The following is a 23,720-nucleotide window of genomic DNA, read 5'->3' as shown; positions in this document are numbered from 1 at the left end:
CCCCGATGATTCGACCGGATAGAGCCCTCGCGAGGGCTCTATCCCCCATGTTTTGGCGCGCGACGGACGCCGAAACCGCTCACACTTTCGGCTGTCGCGCGGTTAGGCCTGGACGATCCCCGGTTTTCCGGCCTCCAGCGCCCATTTCGCCCGCGTCGAGAGCTTCCCGTCGCGCCGGGTGACCGCGTCCAGCACCTTGAACTCGGTGACGAAGGCCTTGGGCGTCACGTCGCAGATCGCGTAACCACGCTGGTTGTTGTTGAATTTCAGGATCGGGTTAGCGGCCTGGATCTTGGCGAAGTCGTCGCGTTGATCGTTCCCGTCGCCGCCCGAGCTGATCGAGGTGATCACGAATTCCGAGGCGATCGGCGCGCCCTCGTGCTTGGCCCCGTCGACATAGAGGTCACCCGCGAAGTTCTGGTGCTCGTCGCCGGTGAGAACGACGACATTGCCGACCTTGGCGTCGCGGATCTTGCCCAGCAGTCGGCCGCGCGGAATGCGATAGCCGGCCCAGCTGTCCGGATTGACCACCACGCCCGCCCCCGGATCGCGATCCAGGTCCATCATCATGATCTGCTGGGCCAGCACGTTCCAGGTCGCCTTCGAGTTCGTCAGGCCGTCCATCAGCCACTTCTCCTGCGCCGGGCCGACGACCTCGGCCTTGGGCGCGGTGACCCCGTCGCACCAGCTCTGCTTGTCGTTGCAGGGCTGGTCCGTGCGGAACTGGCGAGTATCGAGCAGATTGAGGTTCAGAAGCTGGCCGTAGGCCGCGCGGCGATAGATCTGCAGGCTGGTCCCGACCGGGAAGCTCGACGCCCGCAGCGGCATGTTCTCGTAATAGGCTTGCACGGCGGCCTGGCGGCGCAGGTTGAACAGCTTGGGGTCCGTGCCGTCCTGGTCCAGTTCGCCAACCCAGTTGTTGTCGGTCTCGTGGTCGTCCCAGACGACAAACCATGGCGCGGCGGCGTGGGCGGCCTGCAGGTCGGTGTCCATCTTGTACTGGGCGTAGCGGCGACGGTAGTCGTCGAGGGCGTAGATCTCGGACCCGAAGTGCTGGCGCACGTTCTCGGTCGGGCCGTTGGCGCCGTTCGCGGTGCGATTGCCGCGTCCTTCGTAGATGTAGTCGCCATAGCAGAAGACGAAGTCGGGATTGTCCTCGGCCAGGCGACGATAGGCCGTGTAGTAGCCGGCCTCGTAGTGCTGGCAGCCGGCGACGGCGAAGCGCACGCGGTCCAGGGCCGCGCCCAGGGCCGGCGTCGTGCGGGCGCGGCCGACGATGCTGCGCTCCTTGCCGACGGTAAAGCGGTACCAGTAGTCGCGGCTCGGCTGCAGGCCGCCGACCTCGACGTGGACGGCATGGCCGAGCTCCGGCGGGGCGATCGTCACACCCTTGGCGACGATGTTCTTCATGCCCGGCTGGTCGGAGACTTCCCAATCGACCGCCACCGGCTGCATCGGCATGCCGTAGCCGATCTCGAACGGCTCGGGCGCGATCCGCGTCCAGATCACGAAGCCATCCGGGGCCGGATCGCCAGAGGCCACGCCCAGCTGGAATGGATAGGTGCGGAACACCGCCTGGGCCAGGGCCTTGCCGCTATCTAGCGGGATCGACAGCGCGGTGACGGCCGCGCCCCCGAAGGCGGTCAGCAGATGACGTCGGCTGAGGGCGTAGCGGTCGAGAACGGACATGGCGGAACTCCGAAACTGGAGTTTCGCGATAGCTCCGCTTTGTGACGGTTCTTAAAGCCTACCGGCCTCGGTCAGACGATCCAGCAGCCAAACCCGCGCGGGCGGCAGCGGCTTGTTGAGCGGGCCGAACACGAACTGCTCGAGAAAATGGCCGGTGATGTCGAGACCCGCCTTCACGTCGCCCTCGGCCAAGCCGCCTTGCGACGACAGCATGAAGGGCGGCAGGGGCAGCAGCTTGTCGTGATAGGGCCGGCCGGCGTCGCGGCTGACCGCCCGTCCGGTGCGGGGACTGACATAGACCAGATCGTCGAAGGTTCCAGTCGCGGCGCACTTGGAGAGATCCAGGCCAAAGCCCAGCTCCTGCAACAGACCCGCTTCGTAGCGAACATAGACGGCCGGCCAGATTTCCGGGATTTCCAGAACCCGGATCAGCGCTTCCAGGGCATGGAAGGCGCCCGGGTGCGCCTCGCGTTCCGGTAGGGCGGCGGCGGCCACGGCGGCGGCGGCCGACAGGCCCGCCAGCGCGAGGCGATCATCGAATAGCGACGAGGGTCCCTCGCCCATCGGCTCCAGACTAGCCGATCCCAGTTGCTCCGAGACCCGCGCCCGATAGCGGACGATGACCCGCGCGCCTGGCTGCAGGAACGGCTTCATCCGCCGCGAAGCCGCGCCGGCGACATGAGCTGCGAACTTGCCGCGCTCCTGGGTCAACAACTCGACGATGGCCCCCGTCTCGCCGTGCGAGCGGGCCGAGAGGACGTAGGCTTCGTCCTCCCATTCCATGGTCAAGCGGGCGTTCCCCAGGCCACGACCTTCTCCAGCATCGGCTTCCAGTCGGTCTCGACCGGCAGGCCGATCACGTCGCGCAGGGTCGCCTCCAGCTCGTCGACCGAGAGGTCGCGTTGCTCGACCACGGCGCCGGTGACGTCGCGATGGGTAAAGCGGTTGTTCTTGAGGGCGTAGCGCGCGGTCGGCGTCGTGCGGCCCACCGTCATGCTCCAGGTGAAGTGCGAACTGGGGTGGGTGTAGGTGAAGAAGTTGGCCTGCTCGTAGTCGATGTCGGCCCAGCCGCCCTTGGACACCTGGTACAGCGGCGCCCAGCGTCCCGACAGGTCCGCCTGGACCTGACGCTCGGCCACGCCGCCCGTCTGCGCGTCGACGATGCGGAACTTGCCGTGCGGGCTGTCCTGAACCTCGTCCGAGAACAGGCGCAGCGGCGCGGTCAGCACGCAGCCGCCAAAGCCGGCGTCGGCCAGCCAGGTCTCGTCGTCGCCATTCTCTCCGGGCAGGGTGACGCCCAGCACCATGTGAGAGCGCGGGCGCGGCGGCGCGCCCTCCGGCGCCATCCACAGCACGCGCGCCATCAGGCCCTCGACCTGGAAGCCAAGGGTTTCCAGCACGCGCTTCAAGAGGCCGTTCTGCTCGTAGCAGTAGCCGCCGCGTCCGGCGCCAATCAGCTTGGCGTCGATCTCGGCCGGAACGATGCTGATCCCGCGCCCCAGCAGGACATCGAGGTTCTCGAACGGAATGGCGTCCGGATGCCGGTGGGCGATGGCCCGCAGCGCTTCCAGGGTCGGCTCGCGCGGACCATCGTAGCCGATGCGCTTGAAGTAGGCGTCGAGGTCCACCGAAGCGGCCACGGCAGGCGCGTCAAACATCGAAATCCAGTCCAATATCGCTGAACAGACCGCGCTCCTCGGCCCAGTTCTCCTTGACCTTCACGTGAAGGAACAGGTGAACCTTGCGGTCGAGGATTTCGCACAGCTCCTCACGTGAGGCCTGGCCGATCCATTTCAAGGTCTGGCCGCCCTTGCCGATCACGATGACCCGCTGGCCCTCGCGCTCGACCAGGATGGTCTGTTCGATGCGGACACTGCCGTCCTTGCGCTCCTCGAAGGCCGTCGTCTCGACGGTGGCCGCGTAGGGCAGCTCCTCGTGGACGCGGAGATAGACCTTCTCGCGGGTGATCTCGGCGGCCAGCAGGCGAGCCGGGAGGTCGGCGGTCTGATCTTCGGGATAGAGCCAGGGCCCCTCCGGCATCAGCGAGACCAGCTTGGCGGTCAGATCCTCGACGCCCGCGCCGGTCGAGGCGCTGATCATGAAGACGTCGGAATAGACGCCGGTGTCGAAGAAGTCCTTGGCCACGGCCAGCAGGGTGTCGCGCTTGATCCCGTCGATCTTGTTCAGCGCCAGGATCACCTTGCGATTGGCGGCCTTCAGGCCCTCGATGATGGTCTGGACGTCCTGGGCCGAGCGATATTCGCCAGGCGTAGCCTTGTCCGCGCGGCTGGCCAGCTCGGCCTGCACGTCGACCAGGTGGACAGTGGCCTCGGCGTCTTCCGACCCGGCCCAGGCCGAGCGGACCATGGCGCGGTCCAGGCGACGGCGCGGGCTGAAGATACCGGGCGTGTCGACCAGCACGATCTGGGTGTCGCCCTCGATGGCGACGCCGCGCACGGGGAAACGGGTGGTCTGGACCTTCTGGGTCACGATCGAGACCTTGGCCCCGACCATGCGGTTGACCAGGGTGGATTTGCCGGCGTTCGGCGCGCCGATGATCGCCACGAAACCGGCGCGGGTCTTGGACGAAGTTGGGGAGGTGGTGTCAGTCATTAGGCGTGCGTGTAGCACCGATGGCCGGGAAAATCCCCTACCGCCTCGCCTTGTGATTGCCGCCAAGCTGGGCATTGGTTTTCCTGCAACCGACGCAAGGGATTCGGGAAAGCCGCATGAGTTCGATCGAATCGGCCAAACCGTCGCGTCAGGTCCTGCGTGAGCTGGGTCCTGGACTGATCACCGGTGCGGCTGACGATGACCCCAGCGGCATCGCGACCTATTCCCAGGCCGGCGCGCAGTTCGGGCTGAACATGCTGTGGACGGTGGTGCTGACCTATCCGCTGATGGTCGCCATACAGTCGCTCAGCGCCCGGATCGGCCGCGTCACCGGTCATGGCCTTTCCACCAACCTGGCCAAGGTGTTTCCCCGCTGGAGCGTCATGTTGCTGGTGGCGCTGTTGTTCGTCGCCAACGCCATCAATATCGGCGCGGATCTGGCGGCCATGGGCGCGGCCGCGCGGCTGGTGACGGGCTGGAACCAGCATGTCCTGACGATCGGTTTCGCCGTCCTGACTCTCCTGCTGCTGGTCATGGTGCCTTACCACCGCTACGTGAAGCTGCTGAAGTGGCTGACCATGGCCCTCTTCGCCTATGTCGCCGTCGTTTTCACGGTGAAGATCGACTGGGCGGAGGTCTTCGCCCGAACCCTTTCGCCCCACCTGCCGGAGACGGGCTGGATCGTCGTCGTTGTGGCCGTGTTCGGCACCACAATCAGTCCCTACCTCTTCTTCTGGCAGAGCTCGGAGGAGGTCGAGGACGAGGAAGCCAAGGGCGAGGCGCCGCTGATCGAAGACGCCCACGACGCCCCCGAGGAACTGCGCCGCATCCGCCTGGACACCCTGGTCGGCATGGGATTTTCGAACCTCATCGCCTTCTTCATCATCCTGACGACCGCCGTCACCCTGCACGTCCATGGCGTCACCGACATCCAGACCTCCGAACAGGCGGCCGAGGCCCTGCGTCCGGTAGCGGGCGAGTTGGCCTTCTTCCTGTTCGCCATGGGCGTCGTTGGGACGGGGCTGCTGGCCGTGCCGGTCCTGGCGGGCTCGGTCGGCTACGCCCTGAGCGAACTGCGCGGATGGCGAAGCGGATTGGAACACAAGCCCACGGAAGCCAAGGCGTTCTACGCCGTGATCGCCACGGCGGTGATCGTGGGGTTGATCGTCGACTATTCGGGCCTTGATCCCATCCAGGCCCTGTTCTGGAGCGCGGTGATCAACGGCGTCATCTCGGTGCCGATCATGGCCGCGATGATGGTCGTCGCCACCCGTCGCGATCAGATGGGAGCCTTCATCGCCACCCCGCTGCAACGCGTCCTGGGCTGGGCGGCGACCGCGGTCATGGCGCTGGCCGTCGGGGGAATGTTCCTAGCCTGATCGGCTAAGCGGCCTTCTCGCGCTCGAGCAGGGCCCTGGCGGCGGCCTTCTCGGCCTCCTGCCGCGACCGACCCTTGGCGATGGCCGGATCGACGCCCTGGACAAGGACCTCGACGGTGAAGACCGGCGCGTGATCGGGTCCCGCGCGGTCGAGCACGCGATAGGTCGGCAGCGGCCGCCCCTTGCCTTGCGCCCACTCCTGCAAAGCCGTCTTGGGATCCCGCGGCCGCCCCTCGCCCGCCCGTTCGAACTCGTCGCTCCACAGGGCCAGGAAGACACGCCGGGCGGCGTCCAGACCGCCGTCCTGGTAGAGCGCGGCCATCAAGGCCTCCGTCGCGCCCGCCAGGATCGACTCCGTCTCTCGCCCACCGATCTTGCTGGACGAGGCCGATAGGCGCAAAGCCGGGCCCAGCTCGGCCGCGCGGGCCACGCGGGCGCAGGTCTCGCGGCTGACCAGGGCGTTCAGACGCGGCGCGAGCTCGCCCTCCTTGGCCTTGGGAAACCGCTGCGCCAGCGCCTCGGCCGCCAACAGGCCAAGCACCCGGTCGCCGATGAACTCCAGCACCTCGTTGTCGCGGACCTTCTTGGCCCCGTCGCCGACGCTGGCGTGGGTCAGGGCGCGCTCGAGCAGCTCGCGGTCCTGGAACTGATAGTCGATGCGGCGCTCCAGGTCGCCGACGGCGGCGACCCGTCTATCCATGACCAAGGATAATCCTCGCGATCACTTCAGCACGTGGAAGAAGCGGCTGGGACGCGCGTCCAGGAACCAGGTCCAAGGCTTGAACAGGCTGGCGTCGGCGTTCCACGACAGTAGGATGATCTGGGCGCGCCCGACCAAGTTCTCCTCGGGCACGAAGCCGACGCCGACCTCGTCGCCGATGTACTGGTCGAGTTCGTAGTCCCACTTGCAGGCGCTGGTCTTGAACGGCGAGACGCCCGGATCGAAGCGGCTGTCGGCCGAGTTGTCGCGGTTGTCGCCCATGAAGAAATAGCAGCCGGCCGGCACGGTGTAGATGCCGGTGTTGTCGCCTCGGCTGTCCGGGCCGAAGTCCTGGGTCTTGTACTGGCGGCCCTCGGGGTTGATCTCCTCGAAGCGCTGCACCTGCTGGGTGAAGCCGTATTCGGTGTCGACCAGGGCCGGCGCCAGCGGCTTGCGCGGCAGTTCCTTGCCGTTGATGTAGACCGCCCCACCCCGGACCTGGACCTTGTCGCCTGGCAGGCCGATCAGGCGCTTGATGTAGTCGGTACGGTTGTCGCGCGGCAGCTTGAAGACGATGATATCGCCGCGCTTGGGCGTGTGGCCCAGGATGCGCCCCTTGATGATTGGCGGGCTGAACGGGATCGAATGCCGGCTCCAGCCATAGCTGAACTTCGACACGATGATGTAGTCGCCCCGATACAGGTTCGGCTCCATCGAGGCCGACGGGATCGTAAACGGCTGGAACAGCAGGACGCGCAGCACCAGGGCGATGCCCAGGGCGTAGGCGACGGTCTTGATGATCTCGATGAGCTCGGCGACGGCGCCCTTTTCTTCGGGCGGCTTGGTCTCGGCGTCGGTCATGGGCCCCGGGGCTCTGGGTTGGAAAGTCGAAGACCCGCCTTGCTAGACGGGCGAGCGGCCCGGAGCAAGCGGCAGAGACGGCCTAGCTGGCGCTCATGGCCGGACAATGGCGCCGCTATCGACGACCGGCATGGCCTCGATGATCACGAAAGCCTGGGCGTAAGGGTGGTCGTCGGTCAGCGACAGATGGATCACGGCTTCCATGCCGGGCGGCGTCATTTCCTTCAGGCGCTCGAGCGCGCCACCGGTCAGGGCCATGGTCGGCTTGCCCGAGGGAAGATTGACGACACCCATGCCGGCCAGGTGCACGCCGCGCTTCAACCCAGTCCCCAGCGCCTTGGAACAGGCTTCCTTGGCCGCGAAGCGCTTGGCGTAGCTCGAGGCGCGGTCGGGCTTGCGCTCCGAGCGCTTGCGCTCGATCTCGGTGAAGACCTTGTTCGTGAACCGATCGCCGAAGCGCTCGAGGGATTTCTCGATCCGGCGGATATCGCACAGGTCCGAGCCGATCCCGATGATCACGCGACCGGCTCGAGTTCGAGGCGAGCGGCGTCCATCAGGGCGCGCATCCGGCGTATGGCCTGGGGCAGGCCCACGAAGATCGCCTCGCCAATCAGGAAGTGGCCGATGTTCAGTTCGGCGATCTGCGGGATGGCGGCGATCGGCTTGACCGTCGCATAGTCGATGCCGTGGCCGGCGTGAACCTCGAGTCCGAGATCATGAGCCAGGGCCGCGCCCCTCTTCAGTCGCTCCAGGATCGCCTCGGCGCGATCGGTCTCGCCCGCGCGGGCGGCGTCGCAATAGGCGCCTGTATGGAGTTCGACGACCTGGGCGCCGGCCTGGGCCGAGGCTCGGATCTGGTCGGGATCGGGCTCGATGAATAGCGAGACCCGCGCGCCGACGGTGCGCAGGCGAACGGTCGCGTCAGCGATGCGGTTCTGTCCCTTGACCACGTCCAAGCCGCCCTCGGTGGTGACCTCCTCCCGGCGCTCGGGCACGAGGCAGGCGGCGTGGGGCTTGGCGCCCAAGGCGATGCCGACCATCTCGTCGGTGACCGCCATCTCGAAGTTCAAGGGCTTGCCGCGCTTGTGGCAGAGGTCGGTCAGCACGGCGATATCAGCGTCGCTGATATGCCGGCGATCCTCCCGCAGGTGGGCGGTGATGCCATCGGCGCCGGCCGCCAGCGCCAGTTCGGCCGCCCGCACCGGTTCGGGATAGTAGGAGCCGCGCGCGTTCCGGATCGTCGCCACGTGGTCGATATTGACGCCCAGACGCAGCATGGGGATCAGCCCTTCAACCGGCGGCTGCCGGGATCCTCGATCGGGATCGCGGCCAGTTCGGGCGGCAGGGCGTCGGCGGGATAGGCCGGCACCTCCAGGCTCGCCAGGGCGATCAGCGGAACCCCAACATCGGCCTTGCCGCCCGAGCGGTCGACGATGCAGGCCGCGGCCACGACGTCGCCGCCAGCCGCCTTGATCGCCTCGATGCACTCGCGCGACGACAGGCCGGTGGTGACGATGTCCTCGACCATCACGACCTTCTGCCCGGGCTCCAGGTGGAAACCGCGACGGAACTTGAAGCCGCCGCCCTCGCGCTCGACATAGATGGATGGGACGTTCAGGTGACGGGCGGTCTCGTAGCCTGGGATGATGCCGCCGACGGCCGGCGAAACCGCCACGTCGACCTGGCCGACCTGCGCGATGATCTTCTGGGCCAGCGCCTTGCACAGGCGCTCGCAGCGCTCGGGGCGCATGAACACCAGGTTCTTCTGCAGGAAGACCGGGCTGTGCAAGCCGGAAGACAGCACGAAGTGGCCTTCGCGCAGAGCGCCGGCGGCGCGGAATTCGTCGAGGACGTCGTCGTTGGTCATGAGCGGTGGATATAGAAGCAGGAGCCTGAGTCTTCAAACGCTGGCTTGCCTCGCGGTGGCGTTTCGGGCTCTACGGCGGATTATGAGCGAAGAAGCGCAACGTCCCCGCGTCGGTTGCGGCGCGGCCGTCCTCGACGACCAAGGCCGGCTCTTGCTGGTCAAACGGGTCAAGAACCCCGAGGCCGACCATTGGGGCGTGCCCGGCGGCAAACTGGATTGGGGCGAGGCCGCCAGGACCTGCGCCGAGCGCGAGACCGAAGAAGAGCTTGGCATACGGATCAAGGCCGCCGGCGTCCTGGCGGTTACCGACATGGTGGCCTCGGACTATCACTGGGTGGCGATCACCTATCGCGTGGAGAGCTTCGAGGGCGAGCCGGCGATCCGGGAAGCGCACGCCATGCATGACTGGGGCTGGTTCGCCCTGGACGCCCTGCCCTCGCCGCTGACCGCCTCGACCCGCGACGCCGTGGCCGCGCTGAAGGCCTAGCCCCGCGTCCGGTCGACGGTCTCGACCGACGGGCAGGCCCGCAGGGCCGCCGAGATGTTGGTCAGGTGCTTGGCGTCGCGCACCTCGACATCGATGTCGGTGTCGAAGAAGTCGCTCTGCCGGTGGTGCATGCGCAGGTTGACGATGTTGCCGCCAGCCTCGCCGATGATCGTGCAGACCTGGCCCAGGACCCCGGGCGCATTCTGGATCGTGGCGTGCAGGCGGGTCAGCGAGATCGTCTGGCGCTCGGCCTCGGGCGTCCAGTTCAGGTCGCGCCATAGCTCCTCGCGATCCTCGAACTCGGCCAGGCGCGGGCAGTCGATGGTATGGACGTCCAGCCCCTCTCCGTCGTCACGCAGGATGCCGACGATGCGATCGCCCGGCACGGGGCTGCAGCAATGGGCGAAGTGCAGAGAGACGCCCGGCGTCAGACCGCCCCCGCGGACATACAGCGTCGCCTCCTTGCCGCCCTCGATCTTGCGGCGCGCCGTGGCGGCCTCGCGTTCGGAGTCCTTCATGCCGGGATAGGCGGTCTCCAGGACCTGGCTGGGCGAAACCCGGCCGCGGCCCACCGCGTCGAACAACGCCTCGTCGCCTTCCAGGGCGAAGCGCTCCAGGATCGGACGCAGGGAGACGTCCTTCAGCTTCTTGCCGGCCCGCTCGAACACCTGCTCCAGCAGGGCCCTGCCAAGGCGCAGGAACTCTTCCTTCTCGGTCTGGCGGATGTGGCGGCGGATGGCCGAGCGGGCCCGGCCCGTCACCGTCAGCGAGCGCCAGTCCGGCGGCACCACGGGCTTGGAGCCCCGCACCACCTCGACCACGTCGCCATTGACCAGCGGCGTGCGCAGCGGCTTCAGCTCGCCGTTGATCTTCACCCCGATGCAAGTATCGCCGACGCTGGTGTGGACGGCGTAGGCGAAATCCAGCGGCATCGCGCCTCGCGGCAGGCTGACCAGCTTGCCCTTGGGCGTGAAGACGAACACCTGGTCGAGGAACATCTCGAGCTTGGCGTGCTCGACCAGCTCCTCGCTGTCGCCGCCGTGTTCAAGCACCTGGACCAGTTGGCGCAGGTTGGCCAGCGGATCGCGGCCGCCGGCGGCCTCCATGCCTTCCAAGTCCAGGCCGTACGAGGCGTCCTTGTAGCGGAAGTGGGCGGCGACGCCCTCTTCGTTGACGCGATCCATGGCCTCGGTGCGGATCTGCATCTCGATGCGCATGCCGCGCGGACCCACGACCGTGGTGTGCAGCGAGCGGTAGTTGTTCCGCTTCGGCGTCGAGATGTAGTCCTTGAAGCGATCGGGCACGCTGGACCAGGCCCGGTGCACGACGCCCAGGGCGCGGTAGCAGTCTTCCTCGCTGTCGACGATCACGCGGAACGCATAGATGTCCGACATCTGCGAGAAGCCGATCGACTTGCGCTGCAGCTTTCGCCAGATCGAATAGGGCGATTTCTCGCGGCCGAAGACGCGAGCCGGCAGGTTCGACGACTCCAGGCGCGCGGCGATCTCCTGGCTGACCAGGGCCACCGCCCCGCCCTGCTCTTCGCGCAGCGCGTCCAGGCGGCGCAGAATCGCGTCTCGGGCCACCGGATTGGTGTGCTGGAAGGAAAGCTCCTCCAGCTCGACGCAGATGCGGTGACAGCCGATGTTGCGGGCCAGCGGCGCGTAGATGTCGCGGGTTTCGCGGGCGATCCGCTCGCGCTTGGCCTGGTTCTTGATGAAGTGCAGCGTCCGCATGTTGTGCAGACGGTCGGCCAGCTTGACCAGCAGGACGCGGACGTCCTTGGAGATGGCCAGGATGAATTTGCGCAGGTTCTCGGCCTGGCGCATGTGCTCGGCCTGCAGCTCGAGCTTGGAAAGCTTTGTGACGCCCTCGACCAGTTCGGCGATCTCGTCGCCGAAGAGCTTGGCGATCTCTTCCTTGGTGACCGGAGTGTCCTCGATCACGTCGTGCAGCAGCGCCGTGACGATGGTCGCGGTGTCCAGCCGATACTCGGTGAGAATGCCCGCCACCTCGATCGGGTGGGCGTAGTACGGATCGCCGCTGGCCCGGGTCTGCGAACCATGCATGCGCATGGCGTAGACATAGGCACGGTTCAGCAGCGCCTCGTCGGCCGTCGGGTCGTAGGCGTGGACCCGCTCGATCAATTCGTACTGGCGAAGGAATTTCGGGCGCGGCTTGGCCGGCGCGGGCGTCGGTTCAGCGGAGGGCTGAGACGACGACGCGCCCGACTCTGCCCCCGTGGGAGAAGAATCTGGCGCGCGTTCAGACGGAGCGGTCGGCGTGACCGCCTCGAGGGTCAGAGGGTCTGCGCCTTCGGGGCTCAGTACCGCTCCTCCTGGCCACCGTCGCGGTCGCTCTGCAGGGCGCGAACCAGTTCCAGTTCGCTCATCTGCATGTGGCTGGGATCGGCCAGCAGGGCGAGGGTCTCGGCCTCTTCCTCGGCTTCGGTGTGCTCATCGACGCGCTGCAGCGTGCTGATGAGGTGTTCCTTCAAGGCCTCGTGATCGATCACGTCGTCGGCGATCTCACGCAGGGCGACGACGGGGTTCTTGTCGTTGTCGCGGTCAACCATCAGGGCCGCGCCGGCCGAGATGCCGCGGGCGCGGTGCGCCGACAGCAGAACCAGCGAGAAGCGGTTCGGAACCTTCTCGACGCAATCTTCGACGGTGACGCGGGCCATGAATTCCTCGGGCTGCGGTTAGCTATCGCAAAATAGGCTTCCGTGCGGCGACACGCAACGCCGCGCACGATCATCAGCTTTCGCGAGCGGGCGCTTATGCCCGCTTCGCGCGCCAAAGTCCACCCTTGGTCAAATCCGGCCTTGGTCAACTCTGGCCTTGGTCAACTCCGGGCGGGCTGGCCAGGCCGCGCGTCCAGACCTACCGACGCGGTCGTGGCCAGCCGGAACGCCGGCTCGCCGCTCACCGGATGGATCCAACCGGAGGCGAGCTCCGCGAGCGGTCCCATGACGAACAGCCGCTCGTGGGCGCGCGGATGCGGCACGACCAGATCGCCGTCCTGGACCGTTCGGCCGTGCGCCACCAGGTCCAGGTCCAGGGTGCGCGGGGCGTTGGCCTCTCCCCGCTCCCGCCCGAACCGGGCCTCGATACGGTGCAGAGCTTGAAGGGTCTCGCTCGGCGACAGGCCGGTCCGCACGATCGCCACCCCGTTCAGATACTCCGGCCCCGAGGCGTCGGGCCAGGCCGCCGAGGTCCACCAGGACGACCGGGCGACCAGATCTAGCCCCTCCTCCGGCAGCGCGGCCAGGGCGGCTTCCAACAAGGCCTCGCGACTCGTATAGGCTCCCGGCAGATTGCAGCCGAGCGCCACGATCACGGCCTCGTCCAAGTCATTTCGAACGACCTGATTTTTCAAGGGATTACCGTGACCTTCTATCCAACCGACCGGCTGGCCCTGTTTATCGACGGGGCCAATCTCTATTCCGCCGCCAAGGCGCTCGGCTTCGATATCGACTACCGCAAGCTGCTCGACGAGTTCAAAAAGCGCGGCGTCCTGATCCGGGCCTATTATTACACCGCCATCGCCGAGAACGACGACTATTCGCCGATCCGCCCGCTGGTCGACTGGCTGGACTATAACGGCTTCACCCTGGTGACGAAGCCGGCGCGCGAGTTCACCGACAGCCAGGGCCGCAAGCGCTGGCGCGGCGACATGGACATCGAGATCGCGGTCGACATGCTGCAGATGGCCGAAACCGCCGACCATCTGGTGCTGTTCTCCGGCGACGGCGACTTCCGCGCCCTGGTCGAGGCCGTACAGCGCAAGGGCCGCCGCGTCACCGTGGTCTCCACGATGAAGAGCCAGCCGCCGATGACCAGCGACGACCTGCGCCGGCAGGCCGACAACTTCGTCGACCTCGCCGATCTGGGAAGCATCATCGGCCGTCCGCAACGGGTCCCGTCCCGTTCCGTGTCGGACAGCCGCACCCCGGCCGAACGCGAAGCCGACGACGAGTACTAAAGATGACCCAGGTTTCCAACATCGCCGGCGAGGTCGTTCCCAATCCCGCCGAGCCGCCGCGCGACTGTCCGCTGTGCCCGCGCCTGGTGGCCTATCGCCGCGAGAACCAGGCGCTCTATCCGGACTGGTTCAACGGCCCCGCCCCCTCGTTCGGCGACAAGGACGCCCGCCTGCTGGTCGTGGGCCTGGCCCCCGGCCGGAAGGGCGCCAACCGCACGGGCCGGCCGTTCACCGGCGACTATGCCGGGACGCTGCTCTACGAGACGCTGATCAAGTTCGGCTTCGCCACCGGCAAGTTCGAGGCGCGCCCCGATGACTCCCTGAAGCTGGTCGGCAGCGCTGTGACCAACGCCGTGCGCTGCGCCCCGCCCGGCAACAAGCCGGAAACCTCGGAAGAGAACACCTGCCGCCCGTTCCTGACGGCGCGACTGGAGATGTTCCCCAACCTGAAGGCCATCGTGACCCTGGGCGACGTCTCACGCCGCAACATGCTCAAGGCCCTGGGCCTGAAGGCCTCGGCGGGCGTCCCAGGCCACGGTTCGGAGTTCCAGGCCGGTCCCTATCGGATCTTCAACAGCTATCACTGCTCGCGGTTGAACACGAACACCGGCCGCCTGACCACGCCGATGTTCGAGGACCTGTTCGCCCGGGTGAAGGCCTATCTGGACGAAAACCCCTAGCGGCTTTGAGCCGGCCGCCGCCGGTCGATCGGTTGACCGGCAGGTTCGGCCGCGGCGAGGACGTCGCCTCTACAGCCTGATCGTCCGGCCCTCGCGGGCGGCGCGATAGATGGCCTCGATCAGGCGAAGGTCCTTGAGACCCTCCTCGCCGCCAACGATGGGCTCCTGGTTCGTCAGGATGCATTCGGAGAGATGGTCCAGCTGGGCCGAGAACTGGTTCTTGGGCTGTGGCGCCGGTTCGCGCGGCGCGGGCGGCCCGCCCAGCTGGACCCGCATCGATTGCCCCCTGTAGCTGGTGGCCGGATCGATCTCGACCCAGCCCTTGGGCCCGGTCACCCGATAGCGATTGCAGTTGGCGCTGTAGGCCGAGACGCAGTTGGCCGTCGCCCCCGACGGGAACAGGAGCTGGAAGTTGATGATGTCCTCGACCTCCTTGAAGCGGATGTCGCTTCGGTCGGTGGACTCCATGGCGTTGACGGCCACGGGCTCTTCACCGGTCAGGTAGCGGGCGGCGTTCAGGCTGTAGATGCCGATGTCCATAAGGCTGCCGCCGCCGGACAGCGCCTTGTTCAGCCGCCATTGCTTGGGATCGCCGATCGTGAAGCCGTGGTCGGTCACCACGGTCCGCACTGGTCCCAGCGCGCCCTCGCGGACCAGCTTGATAGCTTCGATATTGTGCGCCTGGAAACGACTGCGATAGCCGATCATCAGCTTGCGGCCGGCCTTCTTGCAGGCCGCGATCATCGCCTGGCAGTCGGCCGCCGAGGTCGCCATCGGCTTTTCGCACATCACGTGCTTGCCCGCCTTGGCCGCGCGCTCGGTGAAGGTCCGGTGCAGACTGTTGGGCGTGATGACATAGACGATGTCGACGTCCGGATTGTCGACGATCCGGTCGAAGGTCTCGTAACTGTAGCGATGGCTTTCCGGGATCCCGTACTGCTCGCCGAACGTCTTCAGCTTCTCGGGCGTGCCGCTGACCAGGGCGACCAGGCGCGAGTGCTCGCACTCGGCGAAGCGCGGCATGATGATCTGGGTCGCGTAGTATCCCAGCCCCAGGATCGCGTAGCCCAGCTTGCGGCCAGGCTCCGCCGCCATCACGCCCAGCGGTAGGGTCGCCGCGCCCGCCGCGAGGCCGGTCGCCAGGAAGGTTCGCTTGCTGATCTCGCTCATGGGAACTCCCGTCAGGCCAGGCCGGACGTCTTGGTGCGCAGGCGCGCCACGACGTGGTTGGAGGTGAGGAATAGGGTCTTGCCGTCCTCGCCGAACACGCAGTTGGCGATCGGACCACCGGTCTCGATGACGCCCAGCAGCTTGGCCCCCGGCGTCAGGATCATGATCCCGCCAGGCCCGCTGGCGAACAGGCGTCCCTGGGCGTCGACCTTCATGCCGTCAGGCAGGCCCGGCCCGCCGGTCTTCAGCAGGTCGGAGGCGTCGAAGAACACCTTGGACGCGGTTGGCAGACCGTCGGCGCCCAGGTCATAGGCCATGATCACGGGCCGCTTCGGGTCCGAGATCGAGACGTAGAGCCGCTTGCCATCGGGTGACAGGCCGACACCATTCGGGAAGCTCAGCTTGTCGTCGATCAGCGCCACCTCGCCGTTCGGGCGCAGCAGGTAGACGCCGTTGAACGCCATCTCCTTGGCCGGCGACGCGTCCAGTCCCTCCAGCCCATAGGGCGGGTCGGTAAAGTAGAGCGAGCCCTTCAGCGGTCCGCCGCGCACCTCGACCAGATCGTTGGGGCTGTTGAACTTCTTGCCCTGGAATGTGCTGGCCAGGACCGTCTTCTTCTTGGTCGTCAGGTCGACCTTGGCCAGACCCCGGTTGCCGCAGTCGCAGACCAGCAGTTCGCCCAAGGCGCTGATGATCGCACCGTTTGTGCCGGCTTCGCGGAAAATCTTGGTCGGCGGGCCGTCATAGCCGGACGGTCGCAGGAACTCGGTCTTGCCATCCTTGGCGCTCCAGCGATGCATGACGTTGCCCGGCACGTCGGAGAACAGCAGATAGCCGCCGCTGCGGACCCAGGCCGGCCCCTCGGCCCAGGAGATCCCGTCAACCAGCTGCTCAATCACGGCGTCCGGCGCGATGATGGCGTCCAGCTCCGGCGAAAGGCGGCGGATGCGGCCGATCTTCGGAAAAGTCTCCGCCGCGAACCCCTGCCCGGCGACGATCAGAGCCGCGCCTGCGCCCAATACGGCGCGTCGGGTGGTCATGGCGGCCTCCGCTTCTCGTTATCGCTCGCGCCTAGAGATCATGACAGCGATGTCGTCACAACCAGAGTTCGACTAAAGTCGCATCCTCTTAAAGTCTCACCCTGGGCACGGCGTCGAGCCAGCGGGCATAGGCCGCCTCACGCTCGTGCGGCTTGATCGACGGCGTCAGGGTCTCGGCCGCCGGACTGACCTTGGCCGCCTCCTCAACGGAGTCGTAGAGTCCCGCCCCCACGCCGGCGAACAGGGCCGCGCCCAGAGCCGTCGTCTCCTGATAGCTGGCGCGGCGCACGGCGATGCCGGTCAGGTCCGCAAGGCGTTGCGAGAACCAGGGGCTCTTGGACATTCCGCCGTCGATCCGCAGTTGCGCGGCGTCGCCGAACGCCGACGCCGCGTCGGCGCGCATGGCCTCGATCAAGTCGCGGCTCTGCAAGGCGCAGGAATCGAATGTCGCCGCCGCGATCTCGGCTAGCCCGACGTCACGGGTCAGGCCGAAGATCCCGCCCCGGGCGTTGGCGTCCCACCAGGGCGCTCCCAGGCCCGTGAAGGCCGGCACCACCACGACGCCGTGATCGGGCTTGGCGGCCTTCGCCAGGGCCTCGGCGGCGCGCGGACCGCCCGTGATCCCCAGCCCCTCGCCAAGCCATTGGATCGCCGCGCCCGCCACGAAGATCGACCCTTCCAGCGCATAGGTCGTCTTGCCGTCCACACGCGCCGCCACCGTGGTCAGCAGCCGGGCCCGCGAGACGCATTTCTCCTCGCCCGTGTTGATCAGCATGAAGCAGCCCGTGCCGTAGGTGGCCTTCATCTGTCCGGGCGCCACGCATCCCTGCCCCATCAGCGCCGCCTGCTGGTCGCCCGCGACGCCCCGGATCGGAACCTCGCGTCCCAGGATCCTGGCCTCCGTCGCGCCATAGTCGTCGACGCAGTCGAGCACCTTTGGCAGCAGGTTCGCCGGCACATCGAACAGTTCGAGCATCTCGGGCGACCAAGTCTGGGCGCCGATGTCGAACAGCAGGGTGCGCGAGGCGTTCGTCGCGTCCGTGGCGTGCGTCGCTCCGCCCGTCAGGCGCCAGATCACCCAGCAGTCCATGGTGCCCGCCAGCAGCTCGCCCGCCTCGGCCCGGGCTCGCGCCCCAGGAACCCTGTCGAGGATCCAGGCGATCTTGGTCGCCGAGAAATAGGGGTCCAGCAACAGCCCCGTCACGTCCGCGACGCGCGGCTCGTGGCCGTCTTCCTTCAGCCTGGCGCAGACGTCGGCGGTGCGACGGTCTTGCCAGACGATCGCCGGATGGATCGGCCGGCCGGTCTTCCGATCCCAGACGACAACGGTTTCGCGCTGGTTGGTGACGCCGATCGCCGCCACCTCGGCCACGCGTCCGGACGCCTCGACCGCCTCGCGCAGGACCGCCACGCAAGCGGCGTAGATCTCCTCGGCGTCGTGCTCGACCCAGCCGTCCGCCGGATAGCTCTGGCGCAGGGGGCGCGAGGCTTCCGCGAGCGCCTGGCCGGCGCGGTCGAACAGGATGGCGCGGGTGCTGGTCGTGCCCTGGTCCAAGGCCAGGATCAGGTCTTGCGCCATTCAGGCGTCCTCCGCTCGCTTTCACGCCGTCCCGGCGGGCTGATCGGCGCCGCCGCGAACGCCTCTTTTAAGCATGTTTTCATTTGCCCCCCGCAAGGTCATCCTGTTCGGGTCTTCAGGATTCGAGGAGGCCGGCCATCCAAGCCGTCGAAATCGCTTCGCTCATGACGCTGGCCCGCAGCCGCGAGCCGGGCGATCGCGAGCGCCTGCTCACCGGCATCATCGATCTCTGCGAGGCCGGTCGGGCCCGCGGCGAGCCGACTCATCCCGACGTCCAGGCCCTGCTCAATTCGATCTTCATGACCCTGGTGGTCGAGGCCGAGCGGGATATCCGTCATCGCCTGTCCGAACGCCTGGCCGACGCCGACTGGGCGCCTTCGGCCCTGATCAACATCATGGCCCTGGACGAGATCGAGATCGCCCGGCCGATCATCGCCCGCAGCCCGGTGCTGAACGATCACGATCTGGTCCGCCTGCTGGTCCAGGCCACCCTGGAACATCAGATCGAGATCGCTCGTCGGCCGCGGCTATCCGCTCCCGTCGTCGAAGCGATCCTGGGCCGCGACGAGCCGGCGGTGTTGACGGCGCTCGCCTCGAACGAAACCGCCGAGATTTCGCCGGACGCCATGCGCCAACTCGTGGAGCGGTCGCGCGATGTCGTCGCCCTGCGCTCGCCTTTGGCCCGCCATCCCAAACTCTCCAGCGAATTGGCCGAACAGCTCTACCTGCTGGTCGGCCTCGCCCTTCGCGAAGCCCTGGCCGCCCGTTTCTCGCTGGACCCCGCCCGCATGCAGAGCGCGGTCGAGGAAGCCCTGCGGGCCGTCCATCGTGGCGAAACCGAGCCCGAGATCGGCCCCGTGGAGCAGGACGAGGACCGAGAGGAGATGGAGCGCTCGCTGATCGAGAAGCTCGACTCCGCCGGCCAGCTTCGACCCGGCTACCTCTTGCGGGTGCTTCGCGAGGGCCGGTTGCAGCTTTTCGTCATGGCCCTGGCGCGCCTGGGCAAGTTCGAGCCCCCTCAGATCCGGCGCGCCATCGACAGCGCCAAGCCCGAACTCCTCGCCCTGGCCTGCTCGGCCGTCGGCATCGACCGCAGCGTGTTTCCGACGATCCTGGAGCACGTCCGCCAATTGAACGGCGGACGACCGGGCGGCGGCGAGGAAGGCGTACGGCGCGCCGCCAGCGCCTTTGGTCCGTTCACGCCCGACATCGCCGGCATGGCCTTCCGCCAAGCCGTCGGGGTGGTTTGACAAGCAAGCGCGCTTCCCGCCTCTTGGCGCCATGTATCAGCCGCAACCGTTCGTGACTCGCCTGGCCTTCAAGTGCAGCGACCGGCCCGAGGCCCAGGAGGCCCGCGAGCGGCTGGCCGCCCGTTATGGAGACGTCGGCGAGAACAACGCCCAGGTCATCGTCGCCTTGGGGGGTGACGGCTTCATGCTGGAGACCCTGCACGAGGCGATCGCCGGCCAGACCCCGATCTACGGCATGAACCGCGGCTCCGTCGGCTTCCTGATGAACGAGTACAGTGAGGACGACCTCTTGGAGCGGATCAACGCCGCCGAGCGCGCCGTCATCCATCCGTTGGCCATGGTGGCGATCGATTCCCGGCGCACCCAGCATCGGGCCCTGGCGATCAACGAGGTCTCGCTGCTGCGCCAGACCCGCCAGACCGCCAAGCTGCGCATCTCGATCGACGGCAAGGTGCGGATGGGCGAGCTGGTCTGCGACGGGGTGCTGCTGGCCACGCCGGCGGGATCGACCGCCTACAATCTTTCCGCCCACGGCCCGATCATCCCGATCGACGGCCATGTCCTGGCCCTGACGCCGATCAGCGCCTTTCGTCCCCGCCGCTGGCGCGGGGCCCTGCTGCCGCAGTCGGCGCGGGTGACCTTTGAGGTGCTCGAGGCCGACAAGCGGCCAGTCAGCGCCGTCGCCGACAATTTCGAGGTGCGCGACGTGATGGAGGTCCACATCTCCGAAGACCGTGGAACCTCGCTTTCCATGCTTTTCGACGCCGGCCGCAGCCTTGAGGAAAGAGTTCTAGCTGAGCAATTCTCGGCCTGAGACGTTGGGTCGCAGACTAGGTGCGGTCTCACTCAATGTTAACGCCTGCTATGCTACCGCCTCTCGACTATCCGCCGATGGGGAGGCGACCGTGACGAACAAGACCACCGCCGAGGTGATCCAGGTGCCGAATATGCTCAAGCTCAAGGTGGGCGGGCGTGGCGGCATCGACATGGCCGCGATCGCCAAGGCCGAGGCCGCGCTGAAGAGCCTGTCGGGCAATTTCGCCCAGTGGCTCGACGACGAGATCGTCAAGCTCGAAGCCGCCCGCCAAGCCGTCCGCACCGAGGGCCTGACCGCCGAGACGGTGGAAACGCTCTACCTCCGCGCCCACGACCTGAAGGGCCTGGGCGCGACCTACGAGTTTCCGCTGATCACGCGCCTGGCCGCCTCGCTGTGCAAATTGATCGACGACCCGGAGACCCGCCTGTCGGCGCCGATGTTCCTGGTCGACGCCCACATCGACGCGATCAAGGCCTGCGTCCGCGACGACATCCGGGTCGACACCCACCCGGTCGGTCGCCCCCTCGTCACCGAGCTGGAAGCCCGCGTCGCCGAGCATCTGGGCCCCGCGGCCTAGCTGAGGCCGAAAAGGCCCTTCAGGTACGGATTGAGCATCCGTCCCTCCGGATCCAGCTCGCGGCGCACCGCCAGGAAGTCGTTCCAGCGCGGATAGATCACCTGCAACTGCTGCCCCCTCAGCGTGTGCAGCTTGCCCCAATGCGGCCGGCCGTCGTAGCGCCGGAAGATCGGCTCGACCAATTCGTACAGAAAGCTGAAGTCGTCGCGGTAGTAGGCGTGCACCGCCACCGAGCCGCGCGGACCGCCCTGGAACGGCGACAGCCAAGCCTCGTCCGGCGCGATACGCCGCGCCTCGATCGGGAAGAAGACGTCGGGACGCTCCTTCTCGATGGTCCTGACCACTTCCGCCAGCGCCTTCAGCTGGTTCTCGACCGGCAGATGGAACTCCATCTCGTTGAAGCGCACCGGCCGCTCGGTCGACAGCAGCTTCCAGCCCTCGTCGACGGCCGTCTCGGGCTTGGCGGTCGACAGCAGCGCCTTGGCGGCGGCCTTTCGCAGCGGCGTGGAAAAACCCAGCAGATTGCGCAGGCCCCGTAGCGCCTCGAGGAGCTCGGTGTCCTGGTCGGGGCCGCGCGGCGCGACCGGCTCGTCGGTCTCGTCATGGCTGATATTGGCCGCGAGGCCCGTGAACGGCACGGCGAAGAATTCGAAGTTGCGATGCTTGGCCCACCGGGCCTCGGCGTTGGCCAAGGCCTCGTCGAACGATTCCAGCCAGACGTGGCGGCGCAGACGGCGGTTGGCGCTCGTCTTGATCCGCACCTGGCTGATCACGCCCAGCGAGCCCAGCGAGACGCGGGCGGCCTGGAAAACCTCGGGATTGTTCTTAGCGTCGGCGTCGATCATCTGGCCCGAGGGCGTGATCAGGCGCAGGCCGGTGACATCGCCATGCAGGGCGCGGATCGTGGCCCCCGTGCCGTGGGTCGCCGTGCCCAGAGCGCCGCCCAGCGACTGCTTGTTGATGTCGGGCAGGTTCGGCAGCGCCCTGCCCTTCTCCGCCAGCATCGGCCCTAGCGCGCCCAGCCGGGTCCCGGTGCGGACGATCGCCTCGTCGCCCTCCCAGCCGACGATCCCGGACATCGCGTCCAGCGAGACCAGCGCGCCCGAGGTCGGCGCCAGGGCGGTGAACGAGTGCCCCGCCCCCACGGGGCGGATCGGCGCGGGAGCGGTCTTCAAAGCGGCGGCCAGTTCGGCCTCGTCCTTGGGGGCCAGTCGCTCGGCGGGATAGGCGTGCTGGACGCCCGACCAGTTGCGCCAGAGCAGCTTGCCGTCGGCGTTCACCGAGGCCGGCGACGGCGGCTCGGGCTTGTCTCCGGTGGCGACCTTGTAGGCGGCCGCGCCGCCCGCCAGCACCGCCACCCCGGTTCCGCCCGCGACCAGGGCTCCACGCCTCGAGATCATGCTTTCCCCCGCTGGTTATTTCGCGGAGTCTTCGCGCCCCGCCATGAAGCGTATCAGGGCCTTGAAATCGTCCGGCGCGCAAGTCGCGCACTGGCCCGTCGCCGGCATGGCGTTGAAGCCCTGGATCGCGTGGTCCAGCAGAACGCCCTCCCCCTGCTTCCAGCGCGGGTCCCAGGCGGCGCGGTCATGGACCAGCGGCGCGCCCGTTCCCGGGATCGCATGGCAGGCATGGCACGAAGTCTCGTACAGCCCCGCCAGCCGCGCATCGGCCGGACGCAGCGCCAGCGCCTGCTCCGGCGTGGGCGGCGGCGGGGGCTTGGCCCCGCAGGCGGAAAGGATGAGGGCGGACGCGATCAGGACGGCCACCCGGCGCATCAGGCGATCCCCGACTGGCGCTTGGCGGCCGTCAGCGTGTTGGCCAGGAGGCAGGCGATGGTCATCGGCCCCACCCCGCCCGGCACCGGCGTGATCGCCCCGGCCACCTCGCGCACCTCGTCAAAGGCGACGTCGCCGACCAGGCGGGTCTTACCGGCGGCGGCGGCGGCCGGATCGCGGGCCGGATAGCGGGTGATGCCGACGTCGATCACCGTCGCCCCCGGCTTGATCCAGTCGGCCTTGACCATCTCGGCCCGTCCGACGGCGGCGACCACGATGTCGGCCTGGCGGACGATGGAGGGCAGGTCCTTGGAGCGCGAGTGGGCGATGGTCACCGTGCAGTCGGCGGCCAGCAGCATCTGGGCCATCGGCTTGCCCATCAGGTTCGAGCGGCCGATGACCACGGCGTTCTTGCCGGAGAGGTCGCCGACCACGTCCTTCAACAGCATCATGCAGCCCAGCGGCGTGCAGGGGGTCAGGGCCGGCAGGCCGCTGGCCAGGCGTCCGGCGTTGGTCACGGTCAGGCCGTCGACGTCCTTGTCGGGCGACAGGGCGGCCACGACGTCCATCTGGCTGATGTGCGGCGGCACCGGGAACTGGACCAGCACGCCGTGGATCTTCGGATCGGCGTTCAGCTTGGCGACCACGGCCAGCAGCTCGTCCTGGCTGACCTCGGCGGGCAGACGGACGGTTTCGGAATGCATGCCCGCCGCCAGGGTCTGTTCGCCCTTGTTACGGACATAGACCTGGCTGGCCGGGTCCTCGCCGACCAGCACGACGGCCAGACCCGGCGTCACGCCGTGCTTGGCCTTCAACTCGGCGACCTCCTCGGCGACCCTGGCCCGCAGATCGGCCGCGAAGGCCTTGCCGTCGATGAGTTTGCCCTGCGCCATGTCGGTTCTCCTGCCTGATGCGTCCCTAACCGCTCGAGGCGCGCCGCGCAACGCCGCTTCCGAGGGGTTGACCAGAGCCCGTCGGGGGCGTTTTCCAGACGCATGACCCAGTCCTTCCCGACTCCCGCCGCCCACGCCCGCGACCTGCTGGACCGGCTCGGCGTTCCGGCCCTGCCCGCCGACGCGGGCCTGCCCGTCCGCAGCCCGATCGACGGCTCGGTCCTGACCCATGTCGCCTTCGACGACGCCCGGGAGATCCAGGCCAAGATCGCCGACGCCTGCCGCGCCTTCGACGCCTGGCGCGTCGTTCCCGCTCCGCGTCGCGGCGAGCTGGTCCGCCTGTTCGGCGAGGAACTGCG

26 protein-coding genes are annotated in these 23,720 nt (G+C 67.8%); 8 read left to right on the top strand and 18 right to left on the bottom strand.

What is annotated here, in order from left to right; translation table 11 throughout:
- Positions 1-102: 102 nt before the first annotated feature.
- From VJ655_RS11155 to era, 4 genes are read right to left on the bottom strand one after another with little or no spacing between them, the layout of a single operon-like run.
- The gene (locus tag VJ655_RS11155) at positions 103-1,689 is read right to left on the bottom strand and encodes an alkaline phosphatase (protein WP_324111128.1); all 1,587 of its coding nucleotides are present in this window, start codon (positions 1,687-1,689) and stop codon (positions 103-105) included.
- Positions 1,690-1,740: 51 nt separating this feature from the next.
- On the bottom strand, positions 1,741-2,472 hold the full coding sequence (recO, locus tag VJ655_RS11150) for a DNA repair protein RecO (protein ID WP_324111147.1): 732 nt from the start codon (positions 2,470-2,472) through the stop codon (positions 1,741-1,743).
- A 2-nt stretch (positions 2,473-2,474) separates the two neighbouring features.
- Entirely contained in the window at positions 2,475-3,347 is an 873-nt protein-coding gene (locus VJ655_RS11145; protein ID WP_324111127.1) for an arylamine N-acetyltransferase, read from the bottom strand.
- Positions 3,340-4,302, bottom strand: a complete 963-nt coding sequence (gene era, locus VJ655_RS11140; RefSeq protein ID WP_324111126.1) for a GTPase Era — start codon at positions 4,300-4,302, stop codon at positions 3,340-3,342. The genes VJ655_RS11145 and era overlap by 8 nt, the downstream gene beginning before the upstream one ends.
- 116 nt (positions 4,303-4,418) lie before the next feature.
- Here era and VJ655_RS11135 point away from each other — a divergent pair, with 116 nt between their 5' ends.
- Complete coding sequence (locus VJ655_RS11135; RefSeq protein ID WP_324111125.1) at positions 4,419-5,681, top strand: Nramp family divalent metal transporter; 1,263 nt, start codon at positions 4,419-4,421, stop codon at positions 5,679-5,681.
- 4 nt (positions 5,682-5,685) lie between these two features.
- On the opposite strand, the gene rnc is transcribed toward VJ655_RS11135, so the two are convergent.
- From rnc to pyrE, 5 genes are all read right to left on the bottom strand, one after another.
- The gene (gene rnc / locus VJ655_RS11130; RefSeq protein ID WP_324111124.1) at positions 5,686-6,381 is read right to left on the bottom strand and encodes a ribonuclease III; all 696 of its coding nucleotides are present in this window, start codon (positions 6,379-6,381) and stop codon (positions 5,686-5,688) included.
- Between the two features lie 21 nt (positions 6,382-6,402).
- On the bottom strand, positions 6,403-7,242 hold the full coding sequence (gene lepB / locus VJ655_RS11125) for a signal peptidase I (protein WP_324111123.1): 840 nt from the start codon (positions 7,240-7,242) through the stop codon (positions 6,403-6,405).
- 93 nt (positions 7,243-7,335) lie between these two features.
- The gene (gene acpS, locus VJ655_RS11120) at positions 7,336-7,761 is read right to left on the bottom strand and encodes a holo-ACP synthase (RefSeq protein WP_324111122.1); all 426 of its coding nucleotides are present in this window, start codon (positions 7,759-7,761) and stop codon (positions 7,336-7,338) included.
- Positions 7,758-8,519: a pyridoxine 5'-phosphate synthase gene (locus tag VJ655_RS11115; protein ID WP_324111121.1), complete on the bottom strand. Its 762-nt coding sequence runs from the start codon at positions 8,517-8,519 to the stop codon at positions 7,758-7,760. Before VJ655_RS11115 ends, acpS begins: the two co-directional genes overlap by 4 nt.
- A gap of 5 nt (positions 8,520-8,524) precedes the next feature.
- The gene (gene pyrE / locus VJ655_RS11110) at positions 8,525-9,109 is read right to left on the bottom strand and encodes an orotate phosphoribosyltransferase (protein ID WP_324111120.1); all 585 of its coding nucleotides are present in this window, start codon (positions 9,107-9,109) and stop codon (positions 8,525-8,527) included.
- A gap of 82 nt (positions 9,110-9,191) precedes the next feature.
- Between pyrE and VJ655_RS11105 the strand changes: the two genes are divergently transcribed.
- The gene (locus VJ655_RS11105) at positions 9,192-9,596 is read left to right on the top strand and encodes an NUDIX domain-containing protein (protein WP_324111119.1); all 405 of its coding nucleotides are present in this window, start codon (positions 9,192-9,194) and stop codon (positions 9,594-9,596) included.
- Here VJ655_RS11105 and VJ655_RS11100 read toward each other — a convergent pair.
- The 3 genes from VJ655_RS11100 to folK all read right to left on the bottom strand — a co-directional run bounded on the left by VJ655_RS11100 (position 9,593) and on the right by folK (position 12,935).
- Positions 9,593-11,671, bottom strand: a complete 2,079-nt coding sequence (locus VJ655_RS11100) for a RelA/SpoT family protein (RefSeq protein WP_414646973.1) — start codon at positions 11,669-11,671, stop codon at positions 9,593-9,595. The genes VJ655_RS11105 and VJ655_RS11100 overlap by 4 nt on opposite strands.
- A gap of 248 nt (positions 11,672-11,919) precedes the next feature.
- On the bottom strand, positions 11,920-12,279 hold the full coding sequence (gene rpoZ / locus VJ655_RS11095; protein ID WP_047413437.1) for a DNA-directed RNA polymerase subunit omega: 360 nt from the start codon (positions 12,277-12,279) through the stop codon (positions 11,920-11,922).
- A gap of 161 nt (positions 12,280-12,440) precedes the next feature.
- Entirely contained in the window at positions 12,441-12,935 is a 495-nt protein-coding gene (gene folK, locus VJ655_RS11090) for a 2-amino-4-hydroxy-6-hydroxymethyldihydropteridine diphosphokinase (protein ID WP_324111146.1), read from the bottom strand.
- Between the two features lie 48 nt (positions 12,936-12,983).
- On the opposite strand from folK, the gene VJ655_RS11085 reads away from it, so the two are divergent.
- The gene (locus VJ655_RS11085; protein ID WP_324111117.1) at positions 12,984-13,580 is read left to right on the top strand and encodes an NYN domain-containing protein; all 597 of its coding nucleotides are present in this window, start codon (positions 12,984-12,986) and stop codon (positions 13,578-13,580) included.
- Positions 13,581-13,582: 2 nt separating this feature from the next.
- Complete coding sequence (locus tag VJ655_RS11080; RefSeq protein WP_324111116.1) at positions 13,583-14,260, top strand: uracil-DNA glycosylase; 678 nt, start codon at positions 13,583-13,585, stop codon at positions 14,258-14,260.
- 69 nt (positions 14,261-14,329) lie between these two features.
- Here the strand turns inward: VJ655_RS11080 and VJ655_RS11075 are convergent, their stop codons facing one another.
- The 3 genes from VJ655_RS11075 to glpK form a co-directional block, all read right to left on the bottom strand.
- Entirely contained in the window at positions 14,330-15,532 is a 1,203-nt protein-coding gene (locus VJ655_RS11075) for a Gfo/Idh/MocA family oxidoreductase (RefSeq protein WP_324111145.1), read from the bottom strand.
- The gene (locus VJ655_RS11070; RefSeq protein ID WP_324111115.1) at positions 15,442-16,470 is read right to left on the bottom strand and encodes an SMP-30/gluconolactonase/LRE family protein; all 1,029 of its coding nucleotides are present in this window, start codon (positions 16,468-16,470) and stop codon (positions 15,442-15,444) included. Before VJ655_RS11070 ends, VJ655_RS11075 begins: the two co-directional genes overlap by 91 nt.
- 88 nt (positions 16,471-16,558) lie before the next feature.
- Positions 16,559-18,049 (bottom strand): glycerol kinase GlpK, encoded by a 1,491-nt coding sequence (glpK, locus tag VJ655_RS11065; RefSeq protein ID WP_324111114.1) that lies wholly within the window; start codon positions 18,047-18,049, stop codon positions 16,559-16,561.
- A 164-nt stretch (positions 18,050-18,213) separates the two neighbouring features.
- Here glpK and VJ655_RS11060 point away from each other — a divergent pair, with 164 nt between their 5' ends.
- The 3 genes from VJ655_RS11060 (at position 18,214) to VJ655_RS11050 (ending at position 20,693) form a co-directional block, all read left to right on the top strand.
- Positions 18,214-19,299 (top strand): DUF2336 domain-containing protein, encoded by a 1,086-nt coding sequence (locus tag VJ655_RS11060; protein WP_324111113.1) that lies wholly within the window; start codon positions 18,214-18,216, stop codon positions 19,297-19,299.
- 31 nt (positions 19,300-19,330) lie between these two features.
- Positions 19,331-20,113 carry an NAD kinase gene (locus VJ655_RS11055; protein ID WP_324111112.1) on the top strand — a complete coding sequence of 261 codons (783 nt, stop codon included), beginning with the start codon at positions 19,331-19,333 and terminating at the stop codon, positions 20,111-20,113.
- 91 nt (positions 20,114-20,204) lie between these two features.
- Entirely contained in the window at positions 20,205-20,693 is a 489-nt protein-coding gene (locus tag VJ655_RS11050) for an Hpt domain-containing protein (RefSeq protein ID WP_324111111.1), read from the top strand.
- Here VJ655_RS11050 and VJ655_RS11045 read toward each other — a convergent pair.
- Genes VJ655_RS11045 through folD form a run of 3 tightly spaced genes read right to left on the bottom strand, consistent with a single transcriptional unit; the run spans position 20,690 to position 23,361 of the window.
- Positions 20,690-22,093, bottom strand: a complete 1,404-nt coding sequence (locus tag VJ655_RS11045; protein WP_324111110.1) for a D-arabinono-1,4-lactone oxidase — start codon at positions 22,091-22,093, stop codon at positions 20,690-20,692. The genes VJ655_RS11050 and VJ655_RS11045 overlap by 4 nt on opposite strands.
- A 15-nt stretch (positions 22,094-22,108) precedes the next feature.
- Entirely contained in the window at positions 22,109-22,468 is a 360-nt protein-coding gene (locus tag VJ655_RS11040; protein WP_324111109.1) for a cytochrome c5 family protein, read from the bottom strand.
- Complete coding sequence (gene folD / locus VJ655_RS11035) at positions 22,468-23,361, bottom strand: bifunctional methylenetetrahydrofolate dehydrogenase/methenyltetrahydrofolate cyclohydrolase FolD (RefSeq protein ID WP_324111108.1); 894 nt, start codon at positions 23,359-23,361, stop codon at positions 22,468-22,470. The genes VJ655_RS11040 and folD overlap by 1 nt, the downstream gene beginning before the upstream one ends.
- Before the next feature lie 102 nt (positions 23,362-23,463).
- On the opposite strand from folD, the gene VJ655_RS11030 reads away from it, so the two are divergent.
- On the top strand, positions 23,464-23,720 hold a 257-nt coding region (locus tag VJ655_RS11030), incomplete at its 3' end, for an aldehyde dehydrogenase family protein (RefSeq protein WP_324111107.1).

This window comes from Caulobacter sp., from assembly GCF_035254145.1.
In the GTDB taxonomy this organism is placed as follows: Bacteria; Pseudomonadota; Alphaproteobacteria; order Caulobacterales; family Caulobacteraceae; genus Caulobacter.
The sequence above is the reverse complement of the archived record's forward strand: the minus strand, read 5'-3'. Positions and strand labels throughout refer to the sequence as shown.

What these genes read in the sequence shown, in the direction of transcription:
- VJ655_RS11155 (WP_324111128.1), bottom strand. Translation starts at nt 1,689, where the DNA reads ATGTCCGTTCTCGACCGCTACGCCCTCAGCCGACGTCATCTGCTGACC.
- recO (WP_324111147.1), bottom strand. Translation starts at nt 2,472, where the DNA reads ATGGAATGGGAGGACGAAGCCTACGTCCTCTCGGCCCGCTCGCACGGC.
- VJ655_RS11145 (WP_324111127.1), bottom strand. Translation starts at nt 3,347, where the DNA reads ATGTTTGACGCGCCTGCCGTGGCCGCTTCGGTGGACCTCGACGCCTAC.
- era (WP_324111126.1), bottom strand. Translation starts at nt 4,302, where the DNA reads ATGACTGACACCACCTCCCCAACTTCGTCCAAGACCCGCGCCGGTTTC.
- VJ655_RS11135 (WP_324111125.1), top strand. Translation starts at nt 4,419, where the DNA reads ATGAGTTCGATCGAATCGGCCAAACCGTCGCGTCAGGTCCTGCGTGAG.
- rnc (WP_324111124.1), bottom strand. Translation starts at nt 6,381, where the DNA reads ATGGATAGACGGGTCGCCGCCGTCGGCGACCTGGAGCGCCGCATCGAC.
- lepB (WP_324111123.1), bottom strand. Translation starts at nt 7,242, where the DNA reads ATGACCGACGCCGAGACCAAGCCGCCCGAAGAAAAGGGCGCCGTCGCC.
- VJ655_RS11115 (WP_324111121.1), bottom strand. Translation starts at nt 8,519, where the DNA reads ATGCTGCGTCTGGGCGTCAATATCGACCACGTGGCGACGATCCGGAAC.
- pyrE (WP_324111120.1), bottom strand. Translation starts at nt 9,109, where the DNA reads ATGACCAACGACGACGTCCTCGACGAATTCCGCGCCGCCGGCGCTCTG.
- VJ655_RS11105 (WP_324111119.1), top strand. Translation starts at nt 9,192, where the DNA reads ATGAGCGAAGAAGCGCAACGTCCCCGCGTCGGTTGCGGCGCGGCCGTC.
- VJ655_RS11100 (WP_414646973.1), bottom strand. Translation starts at nt 11,671, where the DNA reads ATGCGCATGCATGGTTCGCAGACCCGGGCCAGCGGCGATCCGTACTAC.
- rpoZ (WP_047413437.1), bottom strand. Translation starts at nt 12,279, where the DNA reads ATGGCCCGCGTCACCGTCGAAGATTGCGTCGAGAAGGTTCCGAACCGC.
- VJ655_RS11080 (WP_324111116.1), top strand. Translation starts at nt 13,583, where the DNA reads ATGACCCAGGTTTCCAACATCGCCGGCGAGGTCGTTCCCAATCCCGCC.
- VJ655_RS11070 (WP_324111115.1), bottom strand. Translation starts at nt 16,470, where the DNA reads ATGACCACCCGACGCGCCGTATTGGGCGCAGGCGCGGCTCTGATCGTC.
- glpK (WP_324111114.1), bottom strand. Translation starts at nt 18,049, where the DNA reads ATGGCGCAAGACCTGATCCTGGCCTTGGACCAGGGCACGACCAGCACC.
- VJ655_RS11060 (WP_324111113.1), top strand. Translation starts at nt 18,214, where the DNA reads ATGACGCTGGCCCGCAGCCGCGAGCCGGGCGATCGCGAGCGCCTGCTC.
- VJ655_RS11055 (WP_324111112.1), top strand. Translation starts at nt 19,331, where the DNA reads ATGTATCAGCCGCAACCGTTCGTGACTCGCCTGGCCTTCAAGTGCAGC.
- VJ655_RS11045 (WP_324111110.1), bottom strand. Translation starts at nt 22,093, where the DNA reads ATGATCTCGAGGCGTGGAGCCCTGGTCGCGGGCGGAACCGGGGTGGCG.
- VJ655_RS11040 (WP_324111109.1), bottom strand. Translation starts at nt 22,468, where the DNA reads ATGCGCCGGGTGGCCGTCCTGATCGCGTCCGCCCTCATCCTTTCCGCC.
- folD (WP_324111108.1), bottom strand. Translation starts at nt 23,361, where the DNA reads ATGGCGCAGGGCAAACTCATCGACGGCAAGGCCTTCGCGGCCGATCTG.